Origin of the sequence: Mycobacterium parmense, from assembly GCF_010730575.1 — a bacterium.
GTDB classification, from domain to species: domain Bacteria; phylum Actinomycetota; class Actinomycetes; order Mycobacteriales; family Mycobacteriaceae; genus Mycobacterium; species Mycobacterium parmense.
Map to the genome: position 1 here is coordinate 321,667 of NZ_AP022614.1, position 12,235 is coordinate 333,901.

Below are 12,235 nucleotides of genomic sequence, written 5' to 3' on the forward strand. Positions count from 1 at the left end.
GCATTCGCAGGGAAGCATCGTTGCGACCCCGATAACTACCCGATACCCACCCTAGTGTCAGGCCACACCCGCGGACGGAAAGCGGTCTTGAACGTCGTCGTGCGCCGGCTGGAAACCTCAGTAAGGTAGAGACGCGTGAAAGCCCTCCGACGTTTTACGGTTCGTGCTCATCTCCCAGAACGTCTCGCAGCGCTGGATCAGCTGTCGACCAACCTGCGATGGTCGTGGGACAAACCGACACAAGACCTCTTCGCCACCATCGATCCCACGCTGTGGCAGCGGTGTGGCAGCGACCCGGTGGCGCTGCTGGGCGCGGTGAACCCCGCGCGGCTCGACGAGCTCGCGCTGGACGAGGCGTTCCTGGCCCGCCTCGACGAACTCGCCGCCGACCTCCACGACTACCTGACGCGTCCGCTGTGGTATCAGCAGCGCACGGACGAAGGCGTCCAGATGCCGACGGGCGTCGCGTACTTCTCGATGGAGTTCGGCGTCGCCGAGTCGCTGCCCAACTATTCCGGCGGATTGGGCATCCTGGCCGGCGACCACCTGAAGGCCGCCTCCGATCTCGGCGTCCCGCTGGTCGCGGTCGGGCTCTACTACCGGTCGGGTTACTTCCGGCAGTCGCTGACCGCCGACGGTTGGCAGAACGAGACCTACCCGTCGCTGGACCCGCAGGGGTTGCCGTTGCGGCTGCTCACCGACGCCGCCGGCCGTCCCGTGCTGGTCGAACTGGCGCTGCCCGACTCCGCGCAGCTACGCGCGCGGGTCTGGGTGGCCCAGGTCGGCCGGGTCCCGCTGCTGCTCCTGGACTCCGACGTTCCCGAGAACGAGCACGAACTGCGCGGCGTCACCGACCGGCTCTACGGTGGCGACCAGGAACACCGGATGCGGCAGGAGATCCTGGCCGGGATCGGCGGGGTGCGCGCGATCCGCGCGTTCACCGCAATCCAGGGGCTGCCCGCACCCGAGGTTTTCCACATGAACGAGGGGCACGCCGGGTTCCTCGGGGTGGAACGCATCCGCGAGCTGATGACCGATTCGCGCCTGGACTTCGACACCGCCCTGACGGTCGTGCGGTCCAGCACCGTCTTCACCACGCACACCCCGGTGCCGGCCGGCATCGACCGCTTCCCGGTCGACATGGTGCAGCGCTACCTGGGCGGTACGGCAGGCGCGGACGGCGAGTCCACGCTGCTGCGGGGCGTCCCGACCGCGCGGATACTGGCGCTCGGCAGCGAGGACGATCCGACGAAGTTCAACATGGCCCACATGGGTCTGCGGCTCGCGCAACGGGCCAACGGTGTGTCGCTGTTGCACGGCGAGGTGAGCCGGTCCATGTTCAACGAGCTGTGGACCGGGTTCGACCCGAGCGAGGTGCCGATCGGGTCGATCACCAACGGGGTGCACGCGCGCACGTGGGCGGCGCCGCAGTGGCTGGAGCTGGGGCGCGAGCTGGCCGGGTCGGACTCGTTCGGCGACCCGGGCGTCTGGCTGCGGCTGCAGCAGGTCGATCCGGGTCACCTGTGGTGGATCCGCTCGCAGCTGCGGTCGCTGCTGGTCGAGGATGTCCGGAAGCGGTTGCGTCGTTCGTGGCTGGAGCGGGGCGCGTCGGACGCCGAATTGGGTTGGATCGCAACCGCGTTCGATCCCAACGTGCTGACCATAGGATTCGCCCGGCGGGTGCCCACGTACAAGCGGCTCACGCTGATGCTGCGCGACCCCGAGCGGCTGGAAGGGCTGCTGCTCAACGAGGAGCGGCCTATCCAGCTGATCGTGGCCGGCAAGTCGCACCCGGCCGACGACGGCGGAAAGGCGCTCATCCAGCAGGTGGTTCGCTTCGCCGACCGCCCGCAGGTGCGCCACCGCATCGCCTTCCTGCCCGATTACGACATGTCGATGGCCCGGCTGCTGTACTGGGGCTGCGACGTCTGGCTGAACAACCCGCTGCGGCCCCTGGAAGCCTGCGGCACATCCGGGATGAAGAGCGCACTCAACGGCGGGCTCAACCTGTCCATCCGCGACGGCTGGTGGGATGAGTGGTACGACGGCGAAAACGGTTGGGCCATACCGTCTGCCGACGGCGTTGCCGACGAGACCCGTCGCGACGACCTCGAGGCCAGTGCGCTGTACACGCTGCTCGAGGAAGCGGTGACGCCGAAGTTCTACGAACGCGACGAACACGGGGTGCCGCCGCGGTGGATCGAGATGGTGCGCCACACGCTGCAGACGCTGGGGCCGAAGGTGCTGGCGTCGCGCATGGTGCGCGACTATGTCGACGGGTATTACACGCCCGCGGCGGAATCGCTGCGCAAGACCGTGGCGCCGGACGACGCCGACGGTGTGGGGGGCGGCGGCGAGTTCGGCACGGCGCGCGAGCTGGCCGCTTATCGCCGCCGCGTCCAGGAGGCGTGGCCGAAGATCGTCATCACCGACGTCGACAGCACCGGGCTGCCGGACTCGCCGGTGCTGGGCTCGAAGCTGACGCTGACCGCGACCGTCCAGCTGGCCGGGCTGGCGGCCGACGAGGTTCGGGTGCAGGCGGTGCTGGGCCGGGTCGACTCCGGCGACGTGCTGCAGCAGCCGGTGACCGTCGAGATGTCCTACACCGGCACCGCCGAGGCGGGCAGCCAGGTGTTCTCCACCACCACACCACTGCCGCTCGCGGGAGCGGTCGGGTACACGGTGCGCGTGCTGCCCCACCATCCGATGCTGGCGACCGACAGCGAGCTCGGTTTGGTCACCCTCGCGCGGTAGCCGCGCCGGTCAGGCCGGCGGGCCCTCGGCCGACGTGCGCAGCCGCTGCAGGGCGCCGCGGACCTGCTCGGCGCTGGTCGTCTGCCAGTAGGGCGGCAGCGACGCGCGCAGGTAGCTCCCGTAACCCGCGGTGACCATGCGGGAATCCAGCACCGCCACCACCCCGCGGTCGGTGACGCTGCGCAACAGCCGACCCGACCCCTGCGCCAGCAGCAGCGCCGCGTGGCTGGCCGCGACCGCCATGAAGCCGTTGCCGCCGCGCGCGGCCACCGCGCGCTGGCGCGCGCCCAGCAGGGGATCGTCCGGGCGGGGGAACGGGATGCGGTCGATCAGCACCAGCGACAACGACGGCCCCGGCACGTCGACGCCCTGCCACAGCGACAGGGTGCCGAACAGCGACGTCTCCGCCTCGGCGCTGAATCGCTCGACCAACGCGGAGGTGCTGTCGTCGCCCTGGCACAACACCGGTGTCGGCAGCCGTTCACGCATGGCATCGGCGGCGGCCCGGGCGGCCCGCATCGACGAGAACAGCCCGAGCGTGCGTCCCCCGGCGGCGGTGATCAGCTCGGCGATCTCGGTCAGCTGCTCTGCCGAACCGGTGCCGTCGCGGCCCGGCGGCGGCAGATGTGCGGCGATGTAGAGGATGCCGGCCTTGGCGTGCTGGAACGGCGATCCGACGTCGACGCCACTCCAGCACGGGCCGGCGCCGGAATCCGCCGGGGTCAAGCCCCACGCCGCGGCCATCGCGTCGAAGGACCCGCCGATGGCCAGGGTCGCGGACGTCAACACGGTGGTCGAGCGGGAGAACACCTTGTCGCGCAGCAGGCCGGCGACCGAAAGCGGCGCCACCCGCAGCACCGGGCGCAGCGCGCCGCGGTTGTCCTCGTGGTCGAGCCAGACGACGTCGGTGCGGTCGGGGATCGGCGGCCCGAACGAGGTCAGCACCCGCGATGCCGTGTCGGCGATCTCGCCCAGCGCCGCGACCGCTTCGGCGCGGGCCGCCGCCGCACTCGCAGGTGGGGAGGCGTCGCTCGTAGTCCCGATCGCCGACCGCGCCGCGCTCGCCGCGTCGCGCAGCAGCGTCAGGCAGGTCGCCATCTCGTCGTCGAGGCGGTCGATCCGTCCCGGCGTCGCGTCGTGAATCGCGGCGGCGAAGTTGGCCGTCGCCGCCTCGAGCCGCTCAGTCAGCTCCGGGTTCACCAATCGGCCGAGCCGCCGCGCGGCGACACCGAGGCCGGCCGCGCTGAGCTCGGCGGTGGCCACCGAAGTGACCCGATCGACCAGCTCGTGGGCCTCGTCGACCACCAGCAGCTCGTGTTCGGGCAGCACCGCCGACTCGGCGACGGCGTCGATGGCCAGCAGTGCGTGATTGGTGACGACGACATCGGCACGGCCGGCCAGACCCCTGGCCCGTTCGGCGAAGCACTCGGTGCCGAACGGGCAGCGGGCGACACCGAGGCATTCCCGCGCGGACACGCTGACCTGTGACCAGGAACGCTCCGGGACGCCGGGCTTCAGATCGTCGCGGTCGCCGGAGTCCGTCGTCGCCGCCCATGCGGTCAGCCGCTGCACGTCGCGGCCGAGAGCAGTGGCCGCCAGGGGGTCGAACAACTCCTCCTGCGGCCGGCCGTCCACGCCTTCGTCGTCGCCGCCGTTGTGAATCTTGTTCAGGCACAGATAGTTTCGTCGCCCCTTCAGTAGCGCGAACCGGGGGCGGCGGGGGAGTGCGTCGGCGAGCGCGTCGATCAGCCGGGGCAGGTCGCGGTCGACGAGTTGGCGCTGCAGCGCGATCGTGGCGGTGGACACGACGACGGGTGACTCGGTGTTCAGGGCATGCACGATCGCGGGCACCAGGTAGGCGAGCGACTTGCCGGTGCCGGTGCCGGCCTGCACCACGAGGTGCTCGCCGGTCTCGAAAGCCCGCTCGACGGCCGCGGCCATCTGCAGCTGACCGCTGCGCTCGCTGCCGCCGAGGGCGGCGACGGCGACGGCCAGCAGCTCGGGCACGGGCGGGGACTCGTCGGACGTGGTCACTCTCTTTCGAGCGGCGTTAGTTCTGCCCGGGCGGGATGTGGGTCGTCGGCACCGCGGGCTCGCCGTGTGACAGGTTCAAGCCTTCCCACGGCAAGCTGCGCAATCCGGAAGCTACCAGCTCCCGCGCCGCGGCCAAGTCGGGTTTGGCCACGGCTTCGCCGCCGCGGACCAACGGGGTCGTCAGCGTCCGGAACGGCCCGGCGCAGGCGGGCGGGCGCCCGGCCGGGTGCACCACTTCCTCGGTGATGGTGCCCGTCGGGCGGGCCAGCCGCAGGGCCTCCTTGTGCCCGCCGTGAGTTTCTTTGTGGCTGCTGCGTTTCTGCACCGCAATACCGTCGACCTCGACCAATTTGTAAACCATGTTGGCGGTCGGGGCGCCCGAGCCCGTCACCAGCGACGTGCCCACGCCGTAGCTGTCCACGGGCTCGGCGCCCAGCGCCGCGATGGAGAACTCGTCAAGGTCGCCGGACACCACGATCCGGGTCCGGCCGGCCCCCAGCCGATCGAGCTGCTCACGGACCTGGCGCGCCAGCACGCCGAGCTCGCCGGAGTCGATGCGGACCGCGCCGAGTCGGTCGCCCGCCGCGGCCACGGCGTTGGCCACGCCCGTCGTCACGTCGTAGGTGTCCACCAACAGCGTGGTGTCGGCGCCCAGCGCGTCGACCTGCGCGCGGAACGCGGCCAGCTCCGAACTTTCCGGGGGCTCGTTGGCCCGCACGTGCAGCATGGTGAACGCGTGCGCGGAGGTGCCTTCCGCCGGGACACCGTAGCGGCGCTGTGCCTCCAGGTTGGACGACGCGGCGAACCCGGCCAGGTAGGCGGCGCGGGCGGCCGCGACCGCCGCGCGCTCGTGGGTGCGGCGCGACCCCATCTCGATCAGCGGACGCTGGCGGGCAGCGCTGACCATGCGCGCCGCGGCGGACGCGACGGCGGTGTCGTGGTTGAAGATCGACAACGCCAGCGTCTCGAGCACCACGCATTCGGCGAAGCTGCCCGTCACCGACAGCACGGGAGATCCGGGAAAGTACAGCTCGCCTTCGGCGTAGCCGTCGATGTCGCCGCGGAACCGGAAGTCGCGCAGGTAGTCCACGGCCGCCGGATCGAGGAAGTTCGCCAGCGATGCACAGGCCTCGTCGTCGAAGGTGAATTGTGGCAGGGCCTCCAGCAGCCGGCCGGTGCCCGCGACCACGCCGTAGCGGCGGCCGTCGGGAAGCCGGCGCGCGAACAGTTCGAAGGTGGCCCGGCGTCCGGCGGTGCCGTCCCGCAGGGCCGCCGCCAGCATGGTCAACTCGTACTTGTCAGTCAGCAGCCCAGTTGCCACCGGGTCGTTCATTCCATAACGGTATCGGCTGCACTCGGGGGGCCTGTATCTACACCTGAGGCTCGGTATCGTGGAGCACATGGTTGTTGCGTCAGCGCCCACTAAGCCGGGCACTACCGGGCAACGAGAGTCCGCTCCGGCGGACGTCACAGCCAGTCCCTGGGTGACCATCGTCTGGGACGACCCCGTCAACCTGATGACCTACGTGACCTATGTTTTCCAGAAGCTGTTCGGCTACAGCGAGACGCAGGCCACCGAACTCATGCTTCAGGTGCACAACGAGGGAAAGGCAGTGGTGTCGGCGGGCAGCCGGGAATCCATGGAAGTTGACGTGTCCAAGCTGCACGCCGCCGGTTTGTGGGCGACGATGCAGCAGGACCGCTGAGATTCGACGGGCACCCGGTTCTCCTGTGCGCAAATGGAAGCGCGTCGAAACCGCGAACGGTACCCGTTTCCGGTCCGCTCTGGCCTCCCATGAGTCGGCCCTGCTCAAAAACCTTGCCGGCGCGATGATCGGCCTGCTCGACGAACGTGAATCCTCTTCGCCGGCAGACGAACTCGAACAGATCACCGGCATCAAGACCGGAAATGCGCAGCCCCCGACGGATCCGACGCTGCGCCGGCTGCTGCCCGACTTCTACAAGCCGGACGACGACCAGACCCCTTCCGCCGAAGTGCCCGAAAACCTCAACGCCGCGCTGCGCAGCCTGCACGAGCCCGAGATCATCGAGGCCAAACGCGTTGCCGCACAGCGGCTCCTGGACACGGTCCCCGAAGGCGGTGGCCGGTTCGAGCTGACCGAGGACGACGCGGCCGAGTGGGTGAGCGCGGTCAACGACGTCCGGTTGAGCCTGGGCGTCATGCTCGACATCGGGCCGGAAGGCCCGGAACGCCTGCCGGGTGACCATCCACTGGCCGTGCACTTCGACGTCTACCAGTGGCTGACCGTGCTGCAGGAATACCTGGTCCTGGTGTTGATGGGGTCTAAGTGATCGCCGCGGCGGCCGGGTGAATTCCATCGCCGACGTCGGGGGAATCCGCGTCGGCCACTACCAGAGGCTGGACCCGGACGCCTCGCTGGGTGCCGGGTGGGCATGCGGGGTCACCGTCGTGTTGACCCCGCCGGGCACCGTAGGCGCTGTCGACTGCCGCGGCGGTGCGCCCGGCACCCGGGAGACCGACCTGCTGGACCCTGCCAACACGGTGCGGTACGTGGACGCGGTGTTGCTCGCCGGCGGCAGCGCCTACGGCCTGGCCGCCGCCGACGGGGTCATGCGCTGGCTGGAGGAACACGAACGCGGCGTGGCCCTCGACGGCGGCACGGTGCCCATCGTGCCCGGCGCGGTGATCTTCGACCTGCCGGTCGGCGGCTGGGACCGCCGCCCGACGGCCGAATTCGGCTACCACGCGTGTGAGAACGCGGGCTGCGGCGCACCGGTGACGATCGGGACGGTCGGCGCCGGGGTGGGGGCCCGCGCCGGTGTGCTCAAGGGCGGCGTCGGGACCGCGTCGACGATGTTGCCGTCCGGCGTGACCGTCGGTGCGCTCGTCGTCGTCAACGCCGCCGGAGAGGTCGTCGACCCCACCACCGGACTGCCGTGGATGGCCGACCTCATCGCGGACTTCGCGCTGACGGCGCCGCCGGCTCAGGAGATCGACGCCCTGGCGCAGCTGCCGTCCGCGTCCGGCGCGCTGAGCAGTCCCCTCAACACCACCATCGCGGTGGTCGCCACCGACGCCGCGCTGAGTCCCGCAGGTTGCCGGCTGGTCGCGGTGGCCGCGCACGACGGCCTGGCCCGAACCATCCGGCCGGCACACACCCCGCTGGATGGGGACACCGTGTTCGCGTTGGCCACCGGGGCGGTGGAGGTGGCGCCCTCCGTCGGCGAGAAGCCGCCGCCCGCCGCGTTCTCGCCGGAGACGGGGCTGATCGCGCAGGTGGGCGCCGCCGCGGCTGATTGCCTGGCGCGAGCGGTGCTGTCCGGTGTGTTCGCCGCCCGGTCGGTGGCGGGAATTCCGGCCTACCGCGACCTGCTGCCCGGGGCGTTCGCCTGATCCGAAGCTCACCGACGGTAGCCTGGAGCGCGCCGAAGACGGAGGGCAGCGCAAGGATGAGCAGGCGGAAGGGGCACCCCGCCACCCCGGCGACCCAGACGCCGGGACGGCCGACGTGGGTCGTGGGCGGAGCCACGATTCTCACCTTCGTAGCGTTGCTCTACCTCGTCGAGCTCATCGACCAGCTGTCGAACCATTCGCTGGATGCCAACGGGATCAGGCCGCTGGAGGCCGACGGGCTCTGGGGAATCATCTTTGCACCCGTCCTGCACGCCAGCTGGCAGCACCTCGGGGCCAACACCGGCCCGATGCTGGTGCTCGGGTTCCTCATGACGCTGGCCGGTCTGTCCCGGTTCGTCTGGGCCACCGCGATCGTCTGGATCCTGGGCGGGTTCGGAACCTGGCTCATCGGCAACCTCGGCAGCGATTGCGGCCCCACCGACCACATCGGGGCATCCGGTCTGATCTTCGGCTGGCTGGCCTTCCTGATGGTCTTCGGCGTCTTCGTACGCAGGTTCACCGACATCGTTATCGGCCTGGTGGTGTTGCTCATCTACGGCGGCGTCCTGCTCGGCGCCATGCCGGTGCTCGGCAGGTGCGGGGGCGTGTCGTGGCAGGGGCATTTGTGCGGCGCCATCGCCGGCGTCGTGGCCGCGTATGTGTTGTCCGCGCCCGAGCGCAAGGCCCGCGCGAGAAGGGGCGGCGCCGGGTCGCCGCGCCCGAGGACATGATCTCCCCGCTAGCGCCCGTCGGAATTTTCGACTCCGGCGTCGGGGGACTGACCGTCGCGCGGGCGATCATCGATCAACTACCCGACGAGGACATCGTCTATGTCGGTGACACGGGCAACGGCCCCTACGGTCCGCTCACCATCCCGGAGGTACGTGCGCACGCGCTGGCCATCGGGGACGACCTCGTCGGCCGCGGCGTCAAGGCTTTGGTGATCGCGTGCAATACCGCATCGGCGGCGTGCCTGCGGGATGCCCGCGAGCGCTACGACGTGCCCGTCGTCGAGGTGATCCTGCCGGCCGTGCGCCGGGCCGTCGCCACCACCCGCAACGGCCGCATCGGGGTGATCGGCACGCGGGCGACCATCAACTCGCACGCGTACCAGGACGCCTTCGCCGCCGCCCGCGACACCGAGATCACCGCGGTGGCCTGCCCCCGGTTCGTCGACTTCGTCGAACGCGGCGTGACCAGCGGACGTCAGGTGCTCGGCCTGGCCGAGGGCTACCTGGAGCCGCTGCAGCGCGCACAGGTGGACACCCTGGTGCTCGGGTGCACGCACTATCCGTTGCTGTCCGGGCTCATCCAGTTGGCGATGGGTGACAACGTGACGCTGGTGTCCAGCGCCGAGGAGACCGCGAAGGAGGTGCTTCGGGTCCTCACCGAGCGCGACCTGCTGCGGCCGCATCACGCGCCGCCGGTCACCCGGGTCTTCGAGGCCACCGGCGACCCCGACGCGTTCACCGCGCTGGCCGCGCGATTCCTGGGTCCTGCGGTCACGGGAGTGCAGCCGGTCCGCCACGTCCGCGTCGACTAGTTGTACGAGAAGTTTGGCGACCCGCTTCGCCCGGCTGCGCCGCGCTCGCGATCGCCACGGGGTTCGATGGTGGCGACCCGCTTCGCCCGGCTGCGCCGCGCTCGCGATCGCCACGGGGTTCGATGGTGGCGACCCGCTTCGCCCGGCTGCGCCGCGCTCGCGATCGCCACGGGGTTCGATGGTGGCGACCCGCTTCGCCCGGCTGCGCCGCGCTCGCGATCGCCACGGGGCCCGAGATTCTCATCACACCAATGCGGCGATGTTTTCGTCATCGCTGGATCGGGCATGGCACAGTAGTGTTCGTGCGAATAACCGTGCTGGGCTGCTCAGGCAGCGTCGTGGGCCCGGATTCGCCGGCGTCCGGTTATCTGCTGCGGGCGCCCGACACCCCACCGCTGGTGCTCGACTTCGGCGGCGGTGTGCTCGGCGCGCTGCAGCGCTATGCCGACCCCAGCTCGGTGCACGTGCTCCTGTCTCACCTGCACGCCGACCACTGCCTGGACATGCCGGGCCTGTTCGTGTGGCGGCGCTATCATCCGTCGCGCCCGGACGGCAAGGCGCTGTTGTACGGGCCCAGCGACACCTGGTCGCGGCTGGGCGCGGCGTCGTCTCCTTACGGCGGTGAGATCGACGACTGCTCTGACATCTTCGACGTCCGCCACTGGGTCGACAACGAGCCGGTGACGTTCGGGGCGCTCACCGTCCTCCCGCGCGTGGTGGCCCATCCGACCGAGTCCTACGGCATGAGGATCACCGATCCCTCCGGGGCGTCGTTCGTCTACAGCGGCGACACCGGCGCCTGCGACCAGCTCGTCGAGCTGGCCCGCGACGCCGACGTATTCCTCTGCGAGGCATCCTGGACGCATTCCCCCGATCGCCCGCCCGCGCTGCATCTGTCGGGTACCGAGGCGGGGCGCACCGCGGCGCTGGCCGGAGTCCGTGAGTTGCTGCTCACGCACATCCCGCCGTGGACCTCGCGGGAGGACGTCATCAGCGAGGCCAAGGCGGAGTTCGACGGGCCGGTGCACGCGGTGGTGTGCGGTGAGACATTCGACATCCGCCGCTCGGAGCGGGTCTGAGCCAACCGCGAGCGCTGATCGCCCGTGCGTCGGCGGTTGAGGCGTTGGCCTAGGGTTACTGCGTGTCCAGAAGAGAAGACGGCCGTCTCGACGACGAACTGCGGCCCGTGGTCATCACCCGCGGGTTCACCGATCACCCGGCGGGGTCGGTATTGATCGAATTCGGCGGCACCAAGGTCATGTGCACCGCCAGCGTCACCGAGGGCGTGCCCCGGTGGCGTAAGGGCTCCGGTCTGGGCTGGCTGACCGCGGAGTACGCGATGCTGCCGTCGGCCACGCACACCCGTTCCGACCGCGAATCCGTGAAGGGGCGCCTCAGCGGTCGCACGCAGGAGATCAGCCGGCTGATCGGCCGGTCGCTGCGCGCCTGCATCGACCTTGCGGCACTGGGCGAGAACACCATTGCGGTCGACTGCGATGTGTTGCAGGCCGACGGGGGGACCCGCACCGCGGCGATCACCGGTGCCTACGTGGCGCTGGCGGACGCCGTCACCTATCTGTCGGCTGCCCGCAAACTGTCGGATCCCCGGCCGTTGTCGTGTGCCATCGCGGCGGTCAGCGTCGGTGTGGTCGACGGCCGCATCCGGGTCGACCTGCCCTACGAGGAGGACTCGCGCGCCGAGGTCGACATGAACGTCGTCGCCACCGACACCGGGACGCTGGTGGAGGTCCAGGGCACCGGTGAGGGCGCGACGTTCCCACGTTCGACGCTGGACAAGCTGCTCGATGCGGCGCTGGGCGCCTGCGACAAGCTGTTCGCCGCGCAGCGCGACGCGCTGGCGCTCCCGTATCCGCGTGAGCTGCCCGCTGGTCCTCCCCAGCCGAAGGCGTTCGGCAGCTGACCCGGCTGCTGGTCGCCAGCCGCAACCGGAAGAAGCTGGCCGAGTTGCGTCGGGTGCTCGACGGCGCCGGCCTGACGGGGTTGACGCTGGTGTCGCTCGACGACGTGCCGCCGTTCGAGGAGGCACCCGAAAGCGGCGCAACCTTCGAGGACAACGCGTTGGCCAAAGCGCGCGACGCGTTCGCCGCGACCGGGCTGGCCGCCGTGGCCGACGACTCAGGTCTCGAGGTGGACGCGCTGCGCGGCATGCCGGGGGTGCTGTCGGCACGCTGGGCCGGCCGCCACGGCGACGACGCCGCCAACACCGCGTTGCTGCTAAGCCAGTTGCGCGACGTGCCCGACGAGCGCCGCGGCGCGGCCTTCGTATCCGCCTGCGCGCTGGTGTCGGCGTCCGGCGAAGTCGTCGTGCGCGGCGAGTGGCCCGGGAGCATCGTGCGCGAGCCCCGCGGCGACGGCGGATTCGGCTACGACCCGGTCTTCGTCCCCGACGGTTCCGACCGCACGGCGGCGCAGCTGCGCCCCGCGGAGAAGGACGCGGTGTCACATCGCGGCCGGGCGCTCGCGCTGCTGGTGCCGGCGCTGCGCGACCTGGCGGGTTAGCGGCCCGC

General features: G+C 70.7%; 11 protein-coding genes. 9 read left to right on the forward strand and 2 right to left on the reverse strand.

The window, feature by feature from the left end; genetic code table 11:
- Positions 1-135 precede the first annotated feature (135 nt).
- On the forward strand, positions 136-2,754 hold the full coding sequence (glgP, locus tag G6N48_RS01455) for an alpha-glucan family phosphorylase (RefSeq protein ID WP_085268942.1): 2,619 nt from the start codon (positions 136-138) through the stop codon (positions 2,752-2,754).
- Positions 2,755-2,763: 9 nt separating this feature from the next.
- On the opposite strand, the gene G6N48_RS01460 is transcribed toward glgP, so the two are convergent.
- Together G6N48_RS01460 and G6N48_RS01465 are read right to left on the reverse strand one after the other, a co-directional pair.
- Positions 2,764-4,788, reverse strand: coding sequence for an ATP-dependent DNA helicase (locus tag G6N48_RS01460; protein ID WP_085268941.1), 2,025 nt, complete (start codon positions 4,786-4,788; stop codon positions 2,764-2,766).
- Between the two features lie 16 nt (positions 4,789-4,804).
- Complete coding sequence (locus tag G6N48_RS01465; protein ID WP_085268940.1) at positions 4,805-6,121, reverse strand: nicotinate phosphoribosyltransferase; 1,317 nt, start codon at positions 6,119-6,121, stop codon at positions 4,805-4,807.
- A gap of 67 nt (positions 6,122-6,188) precedes the next feature.
- Here G6N48_RS01465 and clpS point away from each other — a divergent pair, with 67 nt between their 5' ends.
- From clpS to rdgB, 8 genes are all read left to right on the forward strand, one after another.
- Positions 6,189-6,494, forward strand: a complete 306-nt coding sequence (gene clpS / locus G6N48_RS01470) for an ATP-dependent Clp protease adapter ClpS (protein ID WP_085269043.1) — start codon at positions 6,189-6,191, stop codon at positions 6,492-6,494.
- Between the two features lie 25 nt (positions 6,495-6,519).
- On the forward strand, positions 6,520-7,101 hold the full coding sequence (aosR, locus tag G6N48_RS01475; RefSeq protein ID WP_085268939.1) for an oxidative stress transcriptional regulator AosR: 582 nt from the start codon (positions 6,520-6,522) through the stop codon (positions 7,099-7,101).
- Between the two features lie 16 nt (positions 7,102-7,117).
- Positions 7,118-8,164, forward strand: coding sequence for a P1 family peptidase (locus G6N48_RS01480; RefSeq protein ID WP_085268938.1), 1,047 nt, complete (start codon positions 7,118-7,120; stop codon positions 8,162-8,164).
- Positions 8,165-8,220: 56 nt separating this feature from the next.
- Positions 8,221-8,895 (forward strand): rhomboid family intramembrane serine protease, encoded by a 675-nt coding sequence (locus G6N48_RS01485; RefSeq protein WP_085268937.1) that lies wholly within the window; start codon positions 8,221-8,223, stop codon positions 8,893-8,895.
- Entirely contained in the window at positions 8,892-9,707 is an 816-nt protein-coding gene (murI, locus tag G6N48_RS01490; RefSeq protein WP_085268936.1) for a glutamate racemase, read from the forward strand. The genes G6N48_RS01485 and murI overlap by 4 nt, the downstream gene beginning before the upstream one ends.
- A gap of 296 nt (positions 9,708-10,003) precedes the next feature.
- Positions 10,004-10,786, forward strand: a complete 783-nt coding sequence (locus G6N48_RS01495; RefSeq protein WP_085268935.1) for a cyclic nucleotide-degrading phosphodiesterase — start codon at positions 10,004-10,006, stop codon at positions 10,784-10,786.
- A 62-nt stretch (positions 10,787-10,848) separates the two neighbouring features.
- Positions 10,849-11,628, forward strand: a complete 780-nt coding sequence (gene rph / locus G6N48_RS01500; RefSeq protein ID WP_085268934.1) for a ribonuclease PH — start codon at positions 10,849-10,851, stop codon at positions 11,626-11,628.
- The gene (rdgB, locus tag G6N48_RS01505; RefSeq protein WP_085268933.1) at positions 11,625-12,227 is read left to right on the forward strand and encodes an RdgB/HAM1 family non-canonical purine NTP pyrophosphatase; all 603 of its coding nucleotides are present in this window, start codon (positions 11,625-11,627) and stop codon (positions 12,225-12,227) included. Before rph ends, rdgB begins: the two co-directional genes overlap by 4 nt.
- The last annotated feature ends 8 nt before the right edge of the window (positions 12,228-12,235 follow it).